19 protein-coding genes are annotated in these 20,387 nt (G+C 62.5%); 11 read left to right on the plus strand and 8 right to left on the minus strand.

Annotated elements, in window-relative coordinates:
• Window positions 1-427 precede the first annotated feature (427 nt).
• Window positions 428-700 carry an exopolysaccharide production repressor exox gene (locus WDX12_RS11845; protein ID WP_320294287.1) on the plus strand — a complete coding sequence of 91 codons (273 nt, stop codon included), beginning with the start codon at window positions 428-430 and terminating at the stop codon, window positions 698-700.
• Here the strand turns inward: WDX12_RS11845 and WDX12_RS11850 are convergent.
• The 7 genes from WDX12_RS11850 to WDX12_RS11880 form a co-directional block, all read right to left on the minus strand.
• Complete coding sequence (locus tag WDX12_RS11850) at window positions 674-2,569, minus strand: ABC transporter ATP-binding protein (RefSeq protein WP_434724988.1); 1,896 nt, start codon at window positions 2,567-2,569, stop codon at window positions 674-676. The genes WDX12_RS11845 and WDX12_RS11850 overlap by 27 nt on opposite strands.
• Window positions 2,570-2,577: 8 nt before the next feature.
• A complete protein-coding gene (locus tag WDX12_RS11855; protein WP_434724989.1) occupies window positions 2,578-3,558 on the minus strand; it encodes a serine kinase in 981 nt (326 codons plus the stop codon).
• Window positions 3,555-5,468: a lasso peptide isopeptide bond-forming cyclase gene (locus tag WDX12_RS11860; RefSeq protein ID WP_434724990.1), complete on the minus strand. Its 1,914-nt coding sequence runs from the start codon at window positions 5,466-5,468 to the stop codon at window positions 3,555-3,557. The genes WDX12_RS11855 and WDX12_RS11860 overlap by 4 nt, the downstream gene beginning before the upstream one ends.
• A gap of 3 nt (window positions 5,469-5,471) precedes the next feature.
• The gene (locus WDX12_RS11865) at window positions 5,472-5,846 is read right to left on the minus strand and encodes a lasso peptide biosynthesis B2 protein (protein WP_320294291.1); all 375 of its coding nucleotides are present in this window, start codon (window positions 5,844-5,846) and stop codon (window positions 5,472-5,474) included.
• A 25-nt stretch (window positions 5,847-5,871) separates the two neighbouring features.
• Complete coding sequence (locus WDX12_RS11870) at window positions 5,872-6,171, minus strand: PqqD family protein (RefSeq protein ID WP_320294292.1); 300 nt, start codon at window positions 6,169-6,171, stop codon at window positions 5,872-5,874.
• A gap of 158 nt (window positions 6,172-6,329) precedes the next feature.
• Entirely contained in the window at window positions 6,330-6,482 is a 153-nt protein-coding gene (locus WDX12_RS11875) for a lasso peptide (RefSeq protein ID WP_320294293.1), read from the minus strand.
• 104 nt (window positions 6,483-6,586) lie between these two features.
• Window positions 6,587-6,811, minus strand: a complete 225-nt coding sequence (locus tag WDX12_RS11880; RefSeq protein WP_434724991.1) for a hypothetical protein — start codon at window positions 6,809-6,811, stop codon at window positions 6,587-6,589.
• A gap of 170 nt (window positions 6,812-6,981) precedes the next feature.
• Here WDX12_RS11880 and WDX12_RS11885 point away from each other — a divergent pair, with 170 nt between their 5' ends.
• From WDX12_RS11885 to WDX12_RS11925, 9 genes are all read left to right on the plus strand, one after another.
• Complete coding sequence (locus WDX12_RS11885; RefSeq protein WP_434724992.1) at window positions 6,982-8,229, plus strand: nucleotidyltransferase family protein; 1,248 nt, start codon at window positions 6,982-6,984, stop codon at window positions 8,227-8,229.
• 22 nt (window positions 8,230-8,251) lie between these two features.
• The gene (locus tag WDX12_RS11890; RefSeq protein WP_320294295.1) at window positions 8,252-9,262 is read left to right on the plus strand and encodes a glycosyltransferase family 2 protein; all 1,011 of its coding nucleotides are present in this window, start codon (window positions 8,252-8,254) and stop codon (window positions 9,260-9,262) included.
• A 124-nt stretch (window positions 9,263-9,386) separates the two neighbouring features.
• Window positions 9,387-9,764 carry a hypothetical protein gene (locus WDX12_RS11895; RefSeq protein WP_320294296.1) on the plus strand — a complete coding sequence of 126 codons (378 nt, stop codon included), beginning with the start codon at window positions 9,387-9,389 and terminating at the stop codon, window positions 9,762-9,764.
• A gap of 194 nt (window positions 9,765-9,958) precedes the next feature.
• Window positions 9,959-10,843 carry a glycoside hydrolase family 16 protein gene (locus tag WDX12_RS11900; protein WP_434724993.1) on the plus strand — a complete coding sequence of 295 codons (885 nt, stop codon included), beginning with the start codon at window positions 9,959-9,961 and terminating at the stop codon, window positions 10,841-10,843.
• A 173-nt stretch (window positions 10,844-11,016) separates the two neighbouring features.
• Window positions 11,017-12,348, plus strand: coding sequence for a UDP-glucose dehydrogenase family protein (locus tag WDX12_RS11905; RefSeq protein ID WP_320294298.1), 1,332 nt, complete (start codon window positions 11,017-11,019; stop codon window positions 12,346-12,348).
• Between the two features lie 146 nt (window positions 12,349-12,494).
• The gene (locus WDX12_RS11910; RefSeq protein ID WP_320294299.1) at window positions 12,495-13,715 is read left to right on the plus strand and encodes a glycosyltransferase family 2 protein; all 1,221 of its coding nucleotides are present in this window, start codon (window positions 12,495-12,497) and stop codon (window positions 13,713-13,715) included.
• Window positions 13,716-13,759: 44 nt separating this feature from the next.
• The gene (locus tag WDX12_RS11915) at window positions 13,760-14,839 is read left to right on the plus strand and encodes a glycosyltransferase (RefSeq protein ID WP_320294300.1); all 1,080 of its coding nucleotides are present in this window, start codon (window positions 13,760-13,762) and stop codon (window positions 14,837-14,839) included.
• A gap of 210 nt (window positions 14,840-15,049) precedes the next feature.
• On the plus strand, window positions 15,050-16,168 hold the full coding sequence (locus WDX12_RS11920) for a glycosyltransferase (RefSeq protein ID WP_434724994.1): 1,119 nt from the start codon (window positions 15,050-15,052) through the stop codon (window positions 16,166-16,168).
• Window positions 16,165-17,631 (plus strand): lipopolysaccharide biosynthesis protein, encoded by a 1,467-nt coding sequence (locus WDX12_RS11925; protein WP_320294302.1) that lies wholly within the window; start codon window positions 16,165-16,167, stop codon window positions 17,629-17,631. The genes WDX12_RS11920 and WDX12_RS11925 overlap by 4 nt, the downstream gene beginning before the upstream one ends.
• Here the strand turns inward: WDX12_RS11925 and WDX12_RS11930 are convergent.
• Complete coding sequence (locus tag WDX12_RS11930) at window positions 17,533-18,906, minus strand: polysaccharide pyruvyl transferase family protein (protein ID WP_434724995.1); 1,374 nt, start codon at window positions 18,904-18,906, stop codon at window positions 17,533-17,535. The genes WDX12_RS11925 and WDX12_RS11930 overlap by 99 nt on opposite strands.
• 283 nt (window positions 18,907-19,189) lie before the next feature.
• Between WDX12_RS11930 and WDX12_RS11935 the strand changes: the two genes are divergently transcribed.
• Window positions 19,190-20,365, plus strand: coding sequence for a glycosyl transferase family 1 (locus WDX12_RS11935; protein WP_434724996.1), 1,176 nt, complete (start codon window positions 19,190-19,192; stop codon window positions 20,363-20,365).
• Window positions 20,366-20,387: the final 22 nt, after the last annotated feature.

Below are 20,387 nucleotides of genomic sequence, written 5' to 3' on the forward strand. Positions count from 1 at the left end.
GAAAATGTAGTCCGCCTTTTGGGCGATTTTTGGACAGTGCATTCTTTGCTGCAGAAGAAACGCGGTTGCAGGCCCATGGAAGCACTCGCCAGGGTAAGTTATTCAGGTAAAATACTAATTAAAGTGGCAGGTTTTACTGAAGCGGCAGATCGCTCATCGAATCGCTGCCGGAGCCAGAGTGTGCGACGCAGCATGGCAGAGTCGATCTCGTAAAATCGTTGGAAACCATATCTGCACGGCCTTGCTCCGGCCGATCTGCCTTAATAGAGTCGCAAATTGTTCCTGTCATAGTCTGCATGGGTAAGGAAGGCCGGAAGCAACCGGCCGTATAGGGCAGCCAGAAAAAGCTCTTTGGCGCAACGGGGAGTTACGCGGGTGGGTAAGTCGCAGCTTCTGCATGCTCGTCTCGGTTGAGAGGCCGGCGAACATGTCTCTGCCAAAATTCATTATAGGCATGATCTTCGCGCTCGCGATCGTCATCGGTTGGTCCTATTTCGATGGCGCTTCGCTGGGAACCATCCTCCTTCGCGCCGTCGTTTGCGCCGTGATTATCCAGGCCGGCTATTTCCTTCTGGTCTTTGCCATGGTTGGCGGGACCACGCCGACATCGGCCGACAAGGCCCGCGAGGCCGACCGCGGCACGATCCTGAACAAGGTCGCCGACGGCGAAGAGCTAAGCGCCAGACGCAGCCTCCACTGAACGTTCGGCCGGCGCCGGGACCGGCCCCGTCTCGACCGATGGCGCGCCTTCGCGCTCGGCCTGCTCGCCGGACAGCATCCTGGCAAGGCGGCTGCCGGCTTTTGCCTTCAGCCGCCGGTATTGTCCGACCTCCACGATGCGTCCATTCTCGATGGCCACGACCCAGTCGGCGAAGGCGATCATCGATGGCCGGTGCGCGATGGTCAAAATCGTCATTCGGCCGCGCAGCGCCTCGATCGATTGGGCGATCAGCGACTGGTTCTGCCAGTCGAGCGCGCTCGTCGCCTCGTCGAGGATGAGCAGCGAGGGCGTGCGCAGCAGCGCCCGCGCCAAGGCGATGCGCTGCCGCTCGCCGCCGGAAAGCCGGACGCCGCGGTCGCCCACCACCGTATCGAGCCGCAATGCCAGGCGCTCCACGAAATCGGCCGCATGGGCGTTGCGCAACGCCTCCCATAGCTCGTCGTCGCTGGCTTGAGGTGCGGCAAGGCGCAGATTGGCGGCGATCGTGTCGTGCAGCAGGAACACGTCCTGCGGCACATAGGCGACCTGATCGCGCCAGGCCCGGCGATTCTGCGCCGTGATCTCCACGCCGTCGGCCAGGATGCGTCCTTCGGTTGGTTCGAGCAGGCCAAGCAGCATGTCGGCGATCGTGCTCTTGCCGGAACCGGAAGGGCCGATCAGCGCCGTCACCTTGCCGCCGGGCAGGCCGAAGGTGATATCGCTGACCACCGGCTTGCCGTCGCCCTCGCCATAGGCGAACGCCACATCGCGGATGTTGAGGCCGGTCTCGAGCGACAGTTTTACCCCTTGCTCGGCCACGCTCCCGTCCGGCTCGCGCTCGGCATCGAAGCGGGCCTGGAGGCTTTTCATCGAAGCGTAGGCCGGCAGGTTGATCAGCACCTGCTGGGTCTGAAGCTGCATGTCCATGAAGCGCGGCGCGACCCGCATGAAGACGAGAAGCAGCACGACGATCTCGGCCAGCGACAGGTGGAAGCGGACCAAAGCGATGTAGATGAAGAGGCTGAGCCCGATCACGCTCGTCACCTGGAACAGGGCGGTGCCGAGCGAGCTGTTGCGGACAAAGGCGATGTTGTCGGTCTTCATCCTGTCCAACGTCGCGCCGAGCTCGGCAAAGTAGCTTGCCTCGACATTCAGGCTCTTGGCGACCTTGATGCCGCCGAGGAACTCGGAGACGGTCCGGTACTGGTCTTGGCGATTGCCGGTCAGCGTGCGGCCATAGGCGCTGGCGCGCGCCCGGAACGGCTGCAGCGCAACCAGCAGCACCAGGCCGACAAGGATGGCGAAGGACGTCATCACCGGCGAAATGAACAGCGAAACCACGAGATAGCCGGCCAGCAGCAGCGTCGCCTGGGTCAGCATCAGCAGCGAGAAGGCCGCCACCTGCACCCGGTCGACATCGCCGTTGAGCGCATGGTCGAGATCGGAGCTGCGGATGCGCGTGAAAACGCCCCAGCGGGCCTTGCCGACGCTCTCGAACAGGTTCATGCGCAAGCGGTTGACGAAGTCGTAGAGCAGCCGCGCCATGTAAACCGACTTGAAGCGGTTGAACGTCGCTTGCAGCGCGACCAGCGCGACGAGCAGGCAGAGCACGGTCGCGAGCGACAGCGTTCCGCCGGGCACTAGCCAGTGCAAGGCCTCCGGCACTCGCACCGCGTAGTCCTGGTCAGGCTTGCCGATCAGGCGCAGCAACGGCACGAGCAGCAGGATCGAGATGCCTTCGGTGAGGCTGCCCAGGATCAGGAAGGCAAGCGCCGTCGCCGTGCGCCGTCCGCCGACATGCGCCATCATGGCGCCGAAACCGGCGATGTCCCGGAAAAGCGACAGGCGAAACTTCGAGGACCAGCCCATGCCCTGGCTTACCTTGTCCCGGACGCCAGGTCGGTTTCAATCGCGGCGACTGCTTCGTCGATCCGGGCGAGCCCGGCCGGCATTTCGAGGCGGCTGACGCCGACCCGTCCGGCGACCTGTGCGCATTGGCTGAGATGCGCGGCGGCAAGATTGCCGGGCAGCGCCTGCCGGCCGAACCGCGTGACATAGGAGAATTTGATGATCGCCGGCAGCGCGGCGGCGCCGGTCAACGGCGAGATCGCCGCCCGCACGCCGCGCTCGAGCACATAGACGCGCGATACCGGCACCGCATCGGCGGCAAATCCGTCATGCAGCCGATGCTGCGCCTTGTCGATCTGCGGATGGACCTGCGGGCGTACTTGCGCCTGCTTGAGGCGAATGGCACCGGCCGCGTCCGCGGCGAGCTTGAGCTGCGGAAATCCGGGAAGGATCATCGGCCGTTCCGGGTCGGACAAATCCAGCGCCACGACGTCGTCGGTGAGCAGGCGGTGGCCGGCGCGGATCATCGCGCCCGCCGTCGTCGACTTGCCGGCGCCCTTGTCGCCCATGAAGATCACGCTCTTGCCGCCGACGGCAATGGCGCTGGCATGCAGCACGAACAGCCCGCGCCGATGCAAGGCCAGTGCCATCACCGGCCCGAGCAGCGGAAAGGCGAGCAGCGGGTCGTCGACCCCCGGCGCCGGATCGACATCGATCCGGTTGGCGCCGCTGATCATGAAGGTGCCGACCGCCTGCCAGGAAAGATATTGGCGCGTCGTCTCGAACCAAAAGGCCGTGGCGCCCTGCGATGCACCGTCGGGAAAGTCGACCGGCCCGACCGCGATCTCCAGGTCCGGTATCGCCGGCGCTGCCGGCTCCAGCTCCGGCAATGCCACGTCCGAGCTGACGAGCAACCCGTAGGCTCTGTAGAATTGGCGGGCGCGTCCGCCCGGCGCCGTCGTCTCGGTGGCCGGCTCCGGCCGTGCAAGGGAAACGATCGGTAGATTCATGCCGGGCTTCCTTGAACTTGCCGCAGCCACAGCGACAGCGACACCGAGCGCCAGACATGCTGGACGTCGGGCAGCGTCGCCTGCTCGGGCTGGCGCAGCATGCGCTCATAGACCGCGTTCACTTCCGGCAGGTTGACATAGGGTGCGATCCGCTCGCTGTCCGATATCAGCAGCCTGTCCAGAAGCTCGCGGTGGTTGCCGAGCATGCCCTTGACCAGGTTGGCGGTGAAATCGATCTTGTCGCGCCGCCACTGTACCGTGGGCGGCAAGATGTCTTGCATGGCCCGGCGCAGCACATGGCGGCCAAAACCGTTTTGCAGCTTTTCTTTGCCGGGAAGCGAAAGGCAGAATTCGACGAGCGGCTTGTCCCAGAACGGATAGCGCGGCTCGACGCCGAAATTGGCAGCGGCCTTGTCGAGAACCTCGAAAGCGTGCGGCACCAGTCCGTTCGACAGCAGCCAGCGATGCGTCAGCGCCTCGCTGGCGCGGACACTTGGGGGCATGTGGCCGGCGCGACGGAAGCGCTCGGGAAGGTCGGTGCGCCTGGCAAGCTCCGGGTTGACCAGGCCTCCCCAGGCCGCGCGTGGCGCTTGGCGCGGCTTGCGCTGCAGCCGGGCGAGCACGTGGTTCATCTCACGCCTCAGCCTGACGATCCGCCAGGCCGGTCCATAGATGGCCAGGAATTTGAAATAAAGGCCCAGCATGCCATCGCCATAGGTATTGGCGGCGCCGTGCAGTTCGCGCCACAGATCGAGCCATTTGCCGGCATTGGCGAGCTCGTGCAGATACCCATGGCCTTGCGACACGACCTCGTCGCCGCCATGGCCGTCGAGAAGCACTCTTACGCCTTTGGCGCCTGCTGTGCGGTAGATGTTGCGGCTCAGCGACAGGCCGGGAGCCAGGAACGTGCCTTCCTGCTCTTCCAGGATGCGCTCGAATTCGGCGAACGGGGCGTAGTTGCCTACCGCAATCAGCGTGCCATCGACCGGGCGCTGATCGAGCACCGCGTCGATGAAGGGCTTTTCGTCCATCGACGAGCCTTTCTCGAAGACCAGCGAGAAGGTCTTGAGCCTGGGCTTTCGCTCCGCCGCATTGCGCAGGCCGGCGACGCAGGCGATCGAGGAGGAATCGAGGCCGCCGCTCAGCATCGCGCCGACAGCAGGCGTGCCGCGCATCCGGTTTTGCACCGATTGCGAAAAGAGATGCCGGAATTCCTCCGCCGCATCAGAGCGCAGCGGCCGTTGCGAGGGCTCGATCTGCCAGTAACGGCGTAGCACCACGTGGTCGCCCGTCACGGTCAGGCTGTGACGCGCCGGCAGGCGGAAGATTTCGCTGTAGGGCGTGGCCTGCGGATCGTCAGGCAATCCGGCGAGGAAGCCCGAAATCTGATGCTCGCTGATGCGCTTGCCGACGCCGTCGAGGGCGAGAATGGGGCTGATTTCCGAGGCGAACGCAAAGCGCTTGTCGCTCGAATGGTAGTAGAATGGTTTGACGCCAAAATGGTCGCGCGCGCAAAACAGCGCCCGCCGCTCGCCGTCCCATATCGCGAAGGCAAAATCGCCCTGCAGATAGGTCGGACAGGCTTCGCCCCATTTGAGATAGGCGCGCATCATCAGCATCGCGTCGGCGACCGAGCGGTCGCGCATGCCGAGCCGCGCCAGCAATTCATCGCGGTTGTCCAGCCGGCAATCGGCTGTGACGGCAAGCTTGCCGCCGGCCGTCGTTAACGGGCCGGGGCCGCCCTCGCCGGTCGTGTCGAGCCAGGCGTGGCCAAGCGCCACGCTGCCGTCCGCCCACCATGAACTGCCGTCGCGGGCGCGGTGGCGCATGCGCGAAAGCATCTCTTGGATATCGCCGGCCGCGGCGGGCCGGTCGTTGTCACTGAGCACGATTCCAGCGACGCCGCTCATCGCTCACGACCCATGGTCGACCAGATGGGCAAACCCTTTGATCGAGCCGCCGAGTACGATGTGGTTGCCGCTCATCAGCCAGGCATGCGCCTTGAGCTCGTTGCCCGTCCCTTTTTCGATGCCGATGCTGATTTTCGATGCGCTGCCCTGGCGGGCGAGCAGATATTGTCCAGCCAGCGCCTGGGTGAGGCAGCTGGCGCCCGGCACGAGCCGCGCCGCGGCGGCAACACCCCATGCGACACGCCGCAGGTCGGCGATGCTGGCGTCGCGTCTGGCATCCAGTCGCGTCACCAGGCTGCGGACACGGTTATAGGAGGACAGCGTCAGCGCAAGCCGCACCGCGCTCACGACGGTCAGGCAGTGTGCCAGAAACAGCATTTCCTGGCCGCTCAGCGAGCGGAGCCTAGACCAGTTCCTCACTGTGGAGCCTCGCAAGCCCTGCTTCGCTCAACCCCCTGAGCAAGCCCTCGACATCGGCCTTGCAGCGTTCGGCATCGACATTGTAGCGCGCAAGCACGGCGGCGCGGATATCGGCAATCGATCGCGGCTCCTGGATCTGTTCCCAGATGAAGGCGCCGACGCCGTTCAGGCTGTAATAGACATTGGATTTGAGGTGGAGCAGCGCCAGTCCGGCGCCGAATTCGCAAGCCACCGCCTCGTTGGTCGCGACCACGCGGTCATGGTCCGAAGGGTTCCAGTGCATCCTAAAACCTCGTTGCTGGCCCGCCGCGCCAGTGAGCTTCCGCCGGAGATCGGTTGCCTGCGATCCTCGGCAGGAAGCCGGGGGACAAAAAGCCCCCCGGCCCACCTGTTGGAGAGCATCCGGAGCCCCAACTTAGACGCCCGGAATGCCTGTAAGCTTTAAGAGAAAGTAAGCTCGCCGGTCGGCGTGTGTGCCGGGAAAGCGACGTCAGTAGCCGTCGTGCCCGCACCGCCCTGCGTGATGGTTTCAATCGAACCGTGAACCGTCAAGCTGGGGGTTTCATACTCATGCTTTTCAACATTCTGTTCCATTGTACTCTCCAATTAAGGACTGGAAGCGGCTGCAGAATACCGCCAGCATATTACTATGCTGCAGCGCAATTGCTGCATAGCAACATCCATGAGTCAAGCTTGATTTACCAAGCATTAATCAATTCTCGGTTGCGCTCGCCTTCCTTGGTGATCAAGCCGTGGACGCCCTCATCGTAAACCTCAACGATCCGCGAATTCAACCGCTGGTCCTTGCCGTTTAAATAAGCATTTGATTTATCTATGATAATTTTTTGGACGGGAAATGCCTTTCGCGGATGCGAAGAAATTGCTGCGAAAAATCGCCATTTTTCCGACTCGCGGGAGGCCACGGGAGCGTCTTCAAAAGTGATTGAGCGGGCGATAGTTTTAAACGCTGGGGTTGCAGCTGTAAGCTGACCCCAGCCCGATCCTGAGCGGCCTCGTCAATTTTTTCGGTGCTTTTCTTCGCAGGTGCGGTATAAACCGCCCGGGTGGCATTTTGCGGAGAACGACATCGGGCATGGCGGTGCAGGATGGCTCCTATGAAAGGCTGCGTGCCGTCGGCTGCGCCGATGAAGTGGCCTATGTGCAGGCTTGCCTGAGGCTGTTTTTCGCACCCGGCGTCAACGCCATCGACATCCACACCGATACGCCCGCTCCGACGATCTCGGCGATCTCGGCAGCCCCGACAATCTCAGGAGCCCCAACAATCTCAGCAGCCAATGTCGCCGACATCGCCAGGCTGAACAAGGTCGCCGTGTTTCTTCTCAAGGCGCTCAAGAGTGCGCCCATTGGTGCTGTGCCTCCGGAATTACCTGCCTGGCTCGACACCTACCGCCGGCGCACCATGTCGATGAATGCCGCCTGCATCGGCGATTCGATGGCCATCGATCGCGTGCTGCGCGAGAGCCGGGTCGATTTCGTCTTCCTCAAGGGGCCGCTGCAGCAGCATCTGCTCTATGGCGACCACTTCATGAAGCCATCCGGCGACGTCGACATACTGGTTTCGCCGGCCGGTTTCGCCAGGGCGCGCGATGCGTTGCGCGCAATTGGCTATGAGGTTGCCGGCAAGTCGCGCTCGGTCTGGTGGGTACGTTTCCTTGGCGAGCAGCACATGGTTCGCGAAGACGGCGCGAGGGCCTCGACCGTCGACCTCCACCACCGGCTGCAGCAGCCGGGCTCGCCCAGCCCCCGCGACACCGACGGCTTCCTGCGCCGCAAGCGCGAGGTCATGGTGGCCGGCGCCGCCATGCCGATCATCTCTGCGGCCGATACCTTGCTTTTGTCCGCGATCAGCGTCGCCAAGGCCTTTTTCAATCGCGAACCCTGCGCCGGCTATGTCTGCGATGTCAGGGCCAGTGCCAGCCGCCTGAGCGAAGCCGAGCAGCAGACGGTGCTCGACCACGCCGCCGAGCAGGGCCTGGCGGACACGCTGCTCTTGGGATTGCGCGCCGCCGACGTGCTGCTCGGCGCCGCCGGCACGATGCTTTCGGATCGCGCCACCCGCATTCTGGCGCGCATCGACAACGCCGATCTCTTCCACATGGTGGTCGCGCCCTGGCTCGCGTCGCTGCGCTGGCCGCAGCGCCGCCATGTGCTGTGGGAGCTCTGCGGCCGCGAGCCGGTCCGTTATCTGGCCGAAGCCGGCTGGGCGGCCTCCGCCGACCTCAGCCGGCGCATCTTCGAGCGCCCGGCCACGATCGAGCCGGCGCGGAGCGAAATGATCAAAATCGTGCGTGGGGCGGCCAATCATGCAAGCGAAAGGTGAGCCCATGCCCGTGACGACACCCATGACGACCCCGGGGGTCTGCGTCATCATCGCCGCCCGCAATGCGGCGCGCACGATCCCCGCGGCAATCGCTTCGGCGCTGCGCGAAAGGGAAGTCGCCGAAGTCGTCGTGGTCGACGACGCTTCCACCGACGACACCCGCGACGTCGCTCTGGCCGCCGACGACGGCAGCGGCCGGCTTGTCGTCATCCGCTTCGACGTCAATCGCGGTCCTTCCGCCGCGCGCAATGCCGCTATCCAGGCCTCCAGATCGCCTTTCATCAGCATTCTCGACGCCGACGATTTCTTCCTCGAAGGGCGCTTTCGCCGGCTTTTCACCAGCGCCGACTGGGATTTCGCCGCCGACAACATCATGCTGATCCGCGACGATGCCGCGACAGACTTTGCCAAGGTCGCCGCGCCGCCTTTCGCGGCCGATCCGGAATTTCTCGATTTCGAGCGCTTCATCGACGGCAACATCTCGCGCCGCCGCGTCCTGCGCGGCGAGCTCGGTTTCCTGAAGCCGGTGATCAGCCGGGCTTTTCTCGAACGGAATGGGCTGGCTTACGATGAAAGCTTGCGTCTTGGCGAAGACTACGAGCTCTATGCGCGCGCCGTCGCCCGCGGGGCGCGTTTCAAGGTCATCAAGTCCTGCGGCTATGGCGCGATCGTCCGCGCCGATTCGCTGAGCGGTCGCCACAGGACGCAGGATCTGAAACGTCTTGCCGATGCCGACCTGGCGCTGCTGGCGCTCGACAACCTTCCGGAGCGCTCGAAGGCCGCGTTGCGGCGCCACGAGCGCCATGTCCGCGACAAATACCGGTTGCGCAATTTCCTTGATGTGAAGGCAGAGCGTGGGCTGGCGTCCGCCGCTGCTTACGCCTTCGCCAGCCAGTCGAATCTCATCCCGATCGTGCGCGGCGTCGCCACCGACAAACTCGACGCGCTGTTCCGCCGCACCGGGATTGCTGCAAAGCAACAAATACCGCCGACGCGCTTCCTGATGGCGGCGACGAGCGCCGCAAACGAGTGATCCCGCATCACGCCGCAAGCCGTCATCCCTCAAAAAATCCGCATTCGCAAAACTATGATGTTGCCTAGTCGCCGCGGTAGTGGCAGTCTATGTTGCAATGCAGCAATTTCGAAAGGCCGATAGGATGGCTTCGATTTTTGGCTTCAGATCCCGCGATCCGGCTCGCGACCGGCACACCGATCTCCAGCGTTTGGACCGGCTGGCGAAGCTGTTTGACCAGATCGCGGCCGAGATCGAGGCGGAGAAGTCCGGGCTGGAGAATCGCTACAGGTCGACGGCCGCCAACGCGGCCTTTCTGGTCGAGGCGATGGAGAATGGTTCGGCGTCGACCAGCAAGGGCTCGGATGTCAGCGCGATGACGAATTCGATCCTGAATTGCGAGCGCCGCATCGCCGAGCTCGTTCGCCAGAAGGGCCTGGTGAAAGAACTGCGTCATTCGCTCGACGCGATCGTCGAGGATGGTGCCGATCGGTCTGCTCCGCAGTCCGCGGCAAGAGGATGATGGCGCCCACAGGCGCCGTCATCGGTACGAGGCACTGAAGCAATTCCGGGAAAAGTGTGAGCGGTTTTCCGTCCGGAATTGCGTAAAAACGAGGAATAGAGCGGAGTTCAAAGGGCGGAAGATCGGAAGTGGCTCGCTCGCGCGGGCCGAGGACGACTTTGGGTTGGGGCGGAACAACACAAGGTGAGTTTGTTATGAACGCAGATCCGGACAACACCTCCACCGTGGCGGCTTGCGGGATATCGCATGCGCCGGGGAGCGGATTAACCAGCCTGCGGCTCGGCGCGGTCGGCGCCCTGCTTGCGATCGCGGCAACCCTGGCGGCGAGCCTGTATCCAGCGCGTGCGCAAGACGCGCAACAGGAGCTGCAAAGCGCGCCGTCCTTCGTCGACAATTTCTCGAATTTCGACCGTTCCCGCTGGTTCGTCTCGGACGGCTGGACCAACGGCGCCCATCAGAACTGCACCTGGTCGAAGGATCTGGTGCGGCTTTCCGACGGCGTGCTGTCGCTGGGCTTCGAAAAGCGCAAGCTCAAGGACCGCGAGTTCGCCTGCGCCGAGATCCAGACCAAGCAGCGCTACGGCTACGGCGTCTACGAGGCGCGAATGAAGACCGGCACCGGCTCGGGCCTCAACGCCGCCTTCTTCTCCTATATCGGCCCGCAGGACAAACAGCCCTGGGACGAGATCGACTTCGAGGTCCTCACCAAGGATCCGTCGAAGGTGCAGGTCAACAGCTATATCCAGGGCAAGCCGAAGAACGGCAAGCTGGTCGACGTCGAAGGCGGCGCCGACAAGGGCTTCAACGATTACGGCTTCGTCTGGGAAAAGGACCGGCTGCGCTGGTATGTCAACGGCAAGCTCGTCCATGAGGTGACCAACCCCGACGAGTTGCCGACGCACTCACAGAAAATCTTCTTCAGCCTCTGGGGCAGTGACAAGCTGACCAACTGGATGGGCGCCTTCGCCGACCCCGGCAGCAAGGTGACCATGGAGGTCAAGCGCGTCGCTTTCACCGCTTTGGGCCAGCCGTGCCAGTTTCCGGAATCGCTGGCATGCAGCATAAGTAACAGCAACTAGGGCATGGTCCCGAACCGAAGGACCGCGTCAGCGAAAAGTGGGAACCGGTTTTTGCTTCGCTGACCTGTGGTTCGGATAAGATCATGCCGAACTAGCCAGGCCGTTGGGCCTGGGGGACATCTGAACCGGCCGGACCGCTTTTGCGGCCCGGCCTTTGACAGGAATAGAACCAAATGAATTTGACGGTGTTTGGGATTGGCTATGTCGGTCTCGTCCAGGCCGCTGTGCTCGCCGAGGTCGGCCACGAGGTGGTGTGCGTCGATATCGACGAGAAGAAGGTGGAGCGGCTCAACCAGGGCTTGATCCCGATTTTCGAACCGGGCCTTGAAAGCCTCGTCAAGGAAAACCACGCGGCCGGTCGGATCCGCTTCACCACGGATGCGGCGGCGGCTGTCAGGCATGGCCAGATCCAGATGATCGCGGTCGGCACCCCGCCCGGCGAGGATGGCTCGGCCGATCTGAAATATGTGCTCGCCGTCGCCGAAACCATCGGCCGTGAGATGGACAGCGCCAAGATCGTCGTCGGCAAGTCGACCGTGCCGGTCGGCACTTGCGAAAAGGTGAAGGCCAGGATCGCCGAGACGCTGAAGAAGCGCGGCCGCGAGGATCTGAGCTTCGACGTCGCCTCGAATCCCGAATTCCTCAAGGAGGGCTCGGCGGTCGCCGACTGCATGAAGCCGGACCGCATCATTGTCGGCACGTCCAGCGAAGACACCGAGATGGTCATGCGCGAGCTCTACGCGCCGTTCAACCGCAACCACGAGAAGATGATCGTGATGGATGTGCGCAGCGCCGAATTCACCAAATACGCCGCCAACTGCATGCTGGCGACCAAGATCAGCTTCATGAACGAGATGGCTAATCTCGCCGAGCAGCTGGGCGCCGACATCGAGGAGGTGCGCAAGGGTATCGGCTCGGACCCGCGCATCGGCTACCACTTCATCTATCCCGGCTTGGGCTATGGCGGCTCCTGCTTCCCGAAGGACGTACGCGCACTGATCAAGACCGCCGAGGGCGTCAAGTTCGACGCCAAGCTGCTGCGCGCCGTCGAGGAGCGCAACAATGCGCAAAAATCGGTCCTGTTCGACAAGGTCAATCGCTATTTCAAGGGCTTGCTCAAGGGCAAGACCTTCGCCGTCTGGGGACTGGCCTTCAAGCCCAACACCGACGACATGCGCGAGGCGCCGGCACGCGTCCTGATGGAAGCGCTGTGGGCGGCCGGCGCCAAGGTGCAAGCCTACGATCCCGAGGCGATGCAGGAGTGCCAGGCGATCTACGGTCAGCGCGACGACCTGCTTTTGTGCGGCACCAAGGAAGCGGCGCTGCGCGGCGCCGACGCGCTTTTGATCTGCACCGAATGGAAGAGCTTCCGCGCGCCGTCCTTCGACGCGCTCAAGGATGCGCTGACGACACCGGTCATCTTCGACGGCCGCAATCTCTACGATCCCAAGGTGATCGCGCGCTACGGCATCGAATATTTCTCGATCGGCAGGATGGCGGCATGATGATGGCCGCTAGCCCCAGGGAGAACTGCCACCGCGGCGGACGACAACGGAGCTCGCAATGACTATTGCGCGTAAAGACCTGGGCGCCGCCATGTTTGTAAAACCACGCCAGCGAACAGCGCATCGGCAATAGTATGAGGTCACCAATGGCTGCGCAGCGGAAACCGACGGTCACCGTCATCGTTCCAACCTTCAACCGGGAAAAGTTCCTGCCCGAATCCATCGCCAGCCTGCTTCAGCAGACCGTGGCGCCGGATCAGATTCTCATCGTGGACGACGGCTCGACGGACAACACCAGCGCGGTGGCGGCGTCTTTCCCCGCACCGGTGGAATATTACCGCAAGGAGAACGGCGGCAAGTCGACGGCGCTGAATTTCGCCCTGAGGCACTGCACAGGAGATTTCGTCTGGATATTCGACGACGACGACGTCGCGCACCCAACGGCGCTCGAGCGGTTTCTCGCTGCGTTCGTACGGGAGCCGGCTGCCGATTTCGCCTTCGGCGAATATGCGCGTTTCCAGCAGTCAGCCCAGATCGAGGAGCAGAATTACGAGATCGTCGCCTTCGGTCATGTCGGCCAGGACAATTTTTTCCCCTCGCATCTCGAATATTGCCACGTCCACCAGCCGGGTCTCCTGGTGCGCCGCAAATGCTACGACGAGGTGGGAGGCTTCAACGAAACCCTGGTCCGGTCGCAGGACTATGAGATGATGCTGAGGCTCGCGCGCCGCTTTAAGGGCGTCAGGGTCGATGGCCTCATGTTCTTTCAGCGCCAGCACGACATGGTTCGCGGCAGCACCAAGGTGGTGATTTCCTATACCGACCGGATCAAGGCCTGGGGCTCGTACGACCGGGTGATCATGGAAGAGGTCTACAAGTCGGTCGATCTGCATGAATATCTCGACCGCTCGGAGCAGGCCTTGCCGAAGACGGCCGATCTCGAGATGCAGGCGCTGCTGCAGCGTTCGAGCATCATGGCCAGGAAGGGGCTGTGGCACCACGCGGCCGAAGACATCCGCCGCTACGCGCTACTTGCCGAGCGAGCCGGAAAGACGTCGCTCAGCGACAAGGAACGCGCCATCGTGCGGCGAACGTTCGAAGCCTACGACACCGGTTTGGCATCCGCCCCTGCCGACGAATTCGTCTCGGCGGTGAAGGCATGGAAGGCGGGGCCTCTCAAGGCCGATATCGTCAGGGAGTACATGCATTCGTTCCCCCATTATCTGGCCAGGGACTTGAAGGCCGGTAAGGTGATCCCGGCTTCGAAGTTGTTGCGGGAGTATTCGACGCTGTCGCTTTCGGCCTCGCTCGGCCGGCTGTGCCAGGCGATGACGTCGAAGCTTCCCTTGGCGCGCGGCGCAAGCTGATCAGCGCGGATGCCCGTCCGCCGGGCCGGATTAGGAGTCGAATGATGAAAGTGCTTTTTGCAAGCGGCAACGGATACATTCCCGAGTTCACCGGCGGCGTGCAATCCAACACCCACCATCTGGTCGAGCAACTGATCGAGCATGGCCATCAGGCGTCGGTCCTCGCCTCGCTGTTCGGCGACGGCATGTTCGGCTTCAAGGCGCGCGCCAAGATGAAGCTGTTGCGGCAGCCCGCGGTCGTCGACAATTTTCCCGGCTACCCGGTGATGCGCGCCTGGTACCCGTGGGAGGCGGCCGGCTTCGCCGTCGAGAAGACCAGACCCGACGTTGCCGTCGTGCAGTGTCACAAGTCGGTCCTGCTCGGAAAGGCGCTTCTCGCCGAAGGGGTGCCGCTGGTCGTCTATCTTCACAACGTCGAATTCCACGAGCTCGCCGGCGATCCGCGCGAACTGCATTCGGCTTTGTACATCGCCAATTCGCAGTTCACGGCGCGCACCTACAAGGAAAAATTCGGCATCGATTCCACTGTTCTTCCGCCGACCATCAACGACGCCCTCTACTGCACGCACACGACCGGCGAATTCGTCACCATGATCAATCCCTACGAGGAGAAGGGTTTCGATCTGGCGGTGAAGATTGCGGCCGCCTGTCCGGAGATTCCGTTCCTGTTCGTGGAAAGCTGGAAGCTGGACGATGACCATCGCGCCCGCATCGAGAAGACCATCGCGCCGCTCTCGAACGTCACGCTCGAAAACCGCACCGACGACATGAAGACGGTCTATGGCCGTACCAGGATCCTGCTTGCGCCGAGCAAATGGGAGGAAGCCTGGGGTCGCGTCGCGTCCGAGGCGCATTGCAGCGGCATCCCCGTCCTGGGCTCAAGACGTGGCGGCCTGCCTGAAGCCATCGGACCGGGGGGAGTTGTACTCGACTATGATGCTCCGATCGAAGAATGGGCCGCGGCGGTAAGGCGCCTGTGGAACGACCGCCAGGAATACGAACGGCTTTCGGCCGCGGCGCTCGCCTTCTCCAAACGCCCCGAGCTCGATCCCGCGCGGCAATTGGTGGTGTTTCTCCAACTGCTCGAAAGAGCGGCCCGGCAGGGCGTTCGCCGCGCTGCCTAGCTTGCCGAGAGAGCTGGAACTGGTTTGCTGCAGTGCACCCAGAATGTTGCGACGCAGCAATTCCTATATTAGTTTGCGCCGACAGGAGTCAAAATTCATGCCGCATGTGTCAGGCCTTGCCGACATTTCCAGCCTGATCCGGGCGAGCACATCCTGCCGATGAGGATTTGTTTCGTAGTCGACAAATTTCCCACCCTATCCGAGACTTTCGTGCTCGATCAGATTGCCGGGTGTCTTGAAAGGGGGATGGAGGTCAGCGTCGTCTGCAATGAGATGGCCTTTGGCAAGGACCGCAATATAGACGATGCACGCTGGCGGACGCTGCCTGGGCCGGTTGTTTCCTGGTGGGGGGGCCTCAATCGCTGCCGCTCATTGCTCAGGAAATGGTCCGGCAGATTCTGGGACAAGCTTTCGACCTTCATCGACCTGGCAAACGCGCACAAGCTGCGAAACGTCGATGTGATCGTGGCGCATTTTGGCCATAACGGCCTACGCGTCGCCCGCGTCATGAAGCGGCGCAGGATTTCCGCGCCTTTGGTGACCATATTCCATGGCACCGATGTCGGCAGGCCGATGCATGACGGCACACTCCATCAGTACAGGCCCATTTTCGAAAAAGGGGCTCTCCAACTCCCTGTGAACGCGTTCTTTCGTCAGGCCCTGATCGATGCCGGTGCCGAGCCGACGCAAGTTGTGGTCCACCATATGGGCATTCGTCCTGGCGAGATCGAATATCACTGGCGCTCCTGGCAGGGACGCACGCTGTCTTTCATCTCGGTCTGCCGGCTGACCGAGAAGAAGGGGACCGAATATGCGCTTCGCGCCCTCGCTTGCCTGCCACACCGCGATTGGACCTATTCGGTGATCGGCGGCGGAGAATTGTTGGAGCAGTTGAAGCGCATCGCCATCGACCTCGGTATCGCCGACAGGGTGACTTTCCTTGGACCGCGTCCACACGGCGAGGTGAAGCAGCGCCTGCGTGACGCCCATGTCTTCCTTTTGCCAAGCGTCGCGGGGCGAGACGGCGATCTGGAAGGAATCCCGGTTGCGCTCATGGAGGCGATGGCCGGCGGCCTGATCGCTGTGAGCACCTATCATTCGGGGATTCCCGAGCTGATCGAGGATCACAAGACTGGCTTCCTCGTACCCGAACGGGACGTCGCTGCGCTTGCCGGCAAACTCACTTGGATCGCCGAGAACCCGGGCCTGTGCGAGCCGATAGCGCTTGCCGCTCGAAGGAAGGTCGAGGCGGATTTCAATTCGAATGCCTTGAATGAACGCTTTGCGCAGATCGTCGCACGGCTAGGGGAAACCGGATCCAACACATGAATGCCAATCCGCCGCCTCCTCAATTTGGTCGCGTTGCCTTGCGCGGCGGGCTGGTCACGGCCGGCGCGCAAGGCTTCAAGATGGCGATCCAATTCCTTTCGGTCATCATCCTCGCCCGGCTGCTTGTTCCGGAGGATTTCGGTTTGGTGGCCTCGGTGGGGCCGATCGTAGCCTTTGTCGGCCTGCTCCAGGATCTCGGCCTTCAGCAGGCGGTCATCCAGCGCAAGGAGATCGATCAACGGCAACTCAACCAGGTCTTCTGGCTGAGCGCGGTTGTCGGCCTGTGTGCCGGAGCGGTCGTGGCTTGCCTGGCCCCCGCCATTGCCGCTTTCTACGGCGATCAGCGAATGTGGGGGATAACACTTGCTTCCGCCGTGCCGCTGCTTTTTGGCAGTCTTGCCGCCGTGCCGCTTGCACTGATGAACCGCCATCTGCAATTCGGCCAGCTTGCGCTCAACGACACAATCACCGCGGCCGTCGGGCTGCTCGCCACCGCAACCGCGGCGTATTTGGGCCTCGGCTATTGGTCGCTGGTTTTGGGTCCGGCTGTCTCAGCTGTCGTAGCACTGGCTGCCGGCTGGTTGGTGACGCGCTGGACGCCGTCTTGGCCGAATCTGAAGATCGACGGCGACATATTCAGGTTCGGGGCGAACCTTACGGGCTTCAACCTTGTCAATTTTCTCTCTCGCAACCTCGACAACATCCTCATAGGAAAATATTCCGGCGCGGTCGAGCTGGGCTACTATGATCGCGCCTACAAGCTTCTTTTGTTTCCGCTGCAGAATATCAACCAGCCTCTGACGCGCATCATGGTGCCGTTGCTCAGCCGCATCCATGAGGACAAGCAGCGATTTAGAGACATCTATGTCCGGACAAACTGGCTGCTGGCCGTTATCACCATGCCCGGCATCGCGACGTTGACACTGACGTCGGAGCAGGTGGTCAGGCTTCTCTTCGGCGACCGCTGGATGGCCGTGGCGCCGATTTTCGCCTGGCTCGGCATCGCCGGCCTGATGCAGTCCGTATCGAGCACCACAGGGTGGATATTCATCTGCCAGGGCAAGACGAAGACGATGTTCCATTGGGGCATCTATTCGTCGCTGACGACCGTCGCCTCCTTCATCGTCGGCCTGCATTGGGGCGCCATCGGCGTCGCGGCTGCCTATGCCATCAGCGGTTATGTGCTGCGTGTTCCGGTGCTTGCCGCCTTGATCCATCGTGTCGGCCCGGTGACCGCCGGCGATTTCCTGGGCATACAGGGGCTCTTCATTGTCTCGTCCCTGCTCGCCTGGCTCTCGTACCTGTCGCTGCCGGCGTTGCTGACCAACCAGTCGGACCTGCTCACGATCCTGGTGGCGGTTGCCCTAAACTACGGGTTCGCCCTGGCCCTCATGCTTGCTATTCCGCAGTCGCGCAAGGCGCTGTTCGCCACTCTTGCCAACGTCGCCAGCAACATTGGGTAAGCGGTTGCCTATCAAGGACGACAACTGCCTGGTTGCCGACATTGCCGATGCATGCTCTTCCAGCACGGCCGCGAGGCTTGCCCGGCGATAGCGGTCAAGGCTGCCGATGAATCTGCCGAGTTTTTCGGCCGCTTCCGACGGTGTCACCGTATCGATGTCGAGTAGAAGGTCGGCGACGCCGATACGCTTGGCGACTTCCTTGGTTTTGAATTCATAGGCGATCGGCAGCACCGGCGTGCCAACGCAGAGCGACATGATCATCATATGCATGCGCGTGGCGACGACGAAGTCGCAACCCTTTACCAGCGCCATCAGTTGGTCGGGTGTATGAAACGAAGCGTCGACACTGACATGTTTGGCGATATCCGGATCGAGTTCGGCCACGATCGCCCGTGCCGTCCTGGCGTCGTCATGGGCATATTCCGGCACGCCCTGGCAGGTTGAAACGAAGGTCACCTCTTTGGCGTGGTCCCTGACAAGAATTGTGGCGATCTCGCGGATCGAATCGAGATAGCGGCGCATACCGTCTTCACCGTCGCTGACGAAGCTCCAGTGGCGGACGGAAATGGCGACACGGCCCGTCGGAGCCGGCGCGCTGTCGAGATGTTTTTTGATCCTGTCGGTATCGGCCAGCGCAAAGACGGCGTCGGCGACCACATGGCATTTGCCCGGGTCTTTCACCAGATCCAGCATGTGATTTCTGGATCGCTCGTCGCGCAGCAGGATGAGCGGGCTCCGATCAAAGATCGGGCCCAGTTCCTGGCGATTGTAGCTTTTTTTGAATGGGCCGAGTGATTGCGTGAAGAAGATGGGATCTTTGCCCAAGATTGCATCGATACGGAATTGATTGAGGCGCTTTTCAAGATCGTAGTTTTCAACAAGATATGTCCCGCCTGTCGTCACGACCATGTCGGCGCTTGCATAGGCATCAAGCCCTCGGCGGTCGCTCGGGCTGAAAAAGACGCTGCTGGCGGCGCCGTTCTGGGCGAAGCGGCGCAAGGCGCGGAAGACACCCCAATTGTAGATCGACTTGAGCCGGCCCTTTATTCCGCCGCTATGTTGATCCCTGAACAGGGATTCCGACAACAGCTTGTGAAATTCGAGATCCGGGTAATCCTTCTTCGGATAGAGCCTGGCCGCGACCTCGGGCTGACTGTCGAAAACGAAAAACTGCACATCGCCGCCGGCGATCGATTTGAGAATATGGCGTATGGCCAAAAGGATCGCGGCATCGCCAGTGTTCAGACACACCGTGTTTTCAACCACGACTTTCATTGGGGTAACCTCGTTTCGCATCCGTGGCCAGGCCAGCGGCGTTAAGACGGCACCGTTGCCGAAGAGCTGCCACGCGATCCGCGCCACGATTTAGGCAGGCCGCACCTGACTGGTAGCCAAATGCGGAATCCAGACGGGTGCCAAGCCGGGCCGAGAGTAGCGAACCAATTTTGCAGTGCAACAAAAAATGTGCGGTCGTTTGCTACGCAGCACCAAAATTGTTGCGATGCAGCAAAAGCTGTACTAGCATCCCCGATGGGTGGGCCAACAGCGGTCGAGTTATATGCTGCATGTCTTGTACCTTGTGCATGACGTATCCGATCCGGCAGTGCGCCGAAGGATCCAGATGCTCAAGGCAGGCGGCGCCAGGGTCACCCTGGCGGGCTTCCGCCGCACCACCAGTCCGGTCGCCGAGATCGAGGGTGTCGAGCCTGTCGACCTTGGTGCCACGCGCGACGGCCGATTCGCGCAGCGCCTCGGCGCGGTCGCCAAGGCAGCCATGTCGATCGGCGCGAAGCTGGGCGCGATGCCGATGCCCGATCTCATCATCGCGCGCAACCTCGAAATGCTGGCGCTGGCCCGCCGCGCCAATGGCGCGCTCGCAGCGAGCGTGCCGATCGTCTATGAATGCCTCGATATCCACCGTCTGGTGCTGCGCGACGATTTCGTCGGCAGGACGCTGCGCGGCGCCGAACGTCATCTCGCTCGCGACGTGAAGCTTCTGGTGACGAGCTCGCCCGCCTTCATCGCCAATTATTTCGAGCCGTTCGGGCAGATCGGCGCGCCGGTCGAGTTGATCGAGAACAAATATTTCGAGGCGGCATCCGTTGTCGCCGCGCATTCTTTCGAGGACGACAGCCCGGCGACGCCGCCCTGGCGCATCGGCTGGTTCGGCGCGCTGCGCTGCCGCCGCTCGCTGGAGCTGCTGGCCGATTTCACCCGCCGCCAGGCAGGGCGTTTCGAGGTCGTGCTCAGGGGCCGTCCGGCGCTGTCCGAATTCCCGGACTTCCACGGTTTCGTCGAGGCCGAGCCGTGGCTTTCGTTCGAGGGGCCTTACCGCAACCCGGAGGACATGGCGGCAATCTACGGGCAGGTGCATTTCTCCTGGGCGATCGATTTCTTCGAGGCGGGCCAGAATTCCGAATGGCTGCTTCCCAACCGCCTCTATGAGGGCTGCCGCTTCGGCGCCGTGCCGATCTCGATGGCGGACACCGAAACGGGAAGGTTCCTGAAGCAGCGGGATATCGGCGTGCTTCTGCCCGAACCGACGCCCGAGGGTATTGAGGCGATGCTTGGCCGGATGGATCAGGATCGATATCGCGGCCTGAAGTCCCGGGTGTTGGCACGCAACCCCAGGACCTGGAGCTACGACCGCAGCGATTGCGCGGCCTTCGTCGACAAGCTGCGCGGCCTTGCCGCAATGCCTTCAAATTTTGCGACGACGGAGGCAGCGGCGTGATGGCAGGCGACGCACAAGAACC

Origin of the sequence: Mesorhizobium sp. RIZ17 (assembly GCF_051127865.1) — a bacterium.
Taxonomy (GTDB): domain Bacteria; phylum Pseudomonadota; class Alphaproteobacteria; order Rhizobiales; family Rhizobiaceae; genus Mesorhizobium; species Mesorhizobium humile.

Excerpts from the sequence above, each read along its gene's own strand:
- WDX12_RS11845 (WP_320294287.1), top strand. The coding sequence starts at position 428 with ATGTCTCTGCCAAAATTCATTATAGGCATGATCTTCGCGCTCGCGATC.
- WDX12_RS11850 (WP_434724988.1), bottom strand. The coding sequence starts at position 2,569 with ATGGGCTGGTCCTCGAAGTTTCGCCTGTCGCTTTTCCGGGACATCGCC.
- WDX12_RS11855 (WP_434724989.1), bottom strand. The coding sequence starts at position 3,558 with ATGAATCTACCGATCGTTTCCCTTGCACGGCCGGAGCCGGCCACCGAG.
- WDX12_RS11860 (WP_434724990.1), bottom strand. The coding sequence starts at position 5,468 with ATGAGCGGCGTCGCTGGAATCGTGCTCAGTGACAACGACCGGCCCGCC.
- WDX12_RS11865 (WP_320294291.1), bottom strand. The coding sequence starts at position 5,846 with ATGCTGTTTCTGGCACACTGCCTGACCGTCGTGAGCGCGGTGCGGCTT.
- WDX12_RS11870 (WP_320294292.1), bottom strand. The coding sequence starts at position 6,171 with ATGCACTGGAACCCTTCGGACCATGACCGCGTGGTCGCGACCAACGAG.
- WDX12_RS11875 (WP_320294293.1), bottom strand. The coding sequence starts at position 6,482 with ATGGAACAGAATGTTGAAAAGCATGAGTATGAAACCCCCAGCTTGACG.
- WDX12_RS11885 (WP_434724992.1), top strand. The coding sequence starts at position 6,982 with ATGGCGGTGCAGGATGGCTCCTATGAAAGGCTGCGTGCCGTCGGCTGC.
- WDX12_RS11890 (WP_320294295.1), top strand. The coding sequence starts at position 8,252 with ATGACGACCCCGGGGGTCTGCGTCATCATCGCCGCCCGCAATGCGGCG.
- WDX12_RS11895 (WP_320294296.1), top strand. The coding sequence starts at position 9,387 with ATGGCTTCGATTTTTGGCTTCAGATCCCGCGATCCGGCTCGCGACCGG.
- WDX12_RS11900 (WP_434724993.1), top strand. The coding sequence starts at position 9,959 with ATGAACGCAGATCCGGACAACACCTCCACCGTGGCGGCTTGCGGGATA.
- WDX12_RS11905 (WP_320294298.1), top strand. The coding sequence starts at position 11,017 with ATGAATTTGACGGTGTTTGGGATTGGCTATGTCGGTCTCGTCCAGGCC.
- WDX12_RS11910 (WP_320294299.1), top strand. The coding sequence starts at position 12,495 with ATGGCTGCGCAGCGGAAACCGACGGTCACCGTCATCGTTCCAACCTTC.
- WDX12_RS11915 (WP_320294300.1), top strand. The coding sequence starts at position 13,760 with ATGAAAGTGCTTTTTGCAAGCGGCAACGGATACATTCCCGAGTTCACC.
- WDX12_RS11925 (WP_320294302.1), top strand. The coding sequence starts at position 16,165 with ATGAATGCCAATCCGCCGCCTCCTCAATTTGGTCGCGTTGCCTTGCGC.
- WDX12_RS11930 (WP_434724995.1), bottom strand. The coding sequence starts at position 18,906 with ATGAAAGTCGTGGTTGAAAACACGGTGTGTCTGAACACTGGCGATGCC.
- WDX12_RS11935 (WP_434724996.1), top strand. The coding sequence starts at position 19,190 with ATGCTGCATGTCTTGTACCTTGTGCATGACGTATCCGATCCGGCAGTG.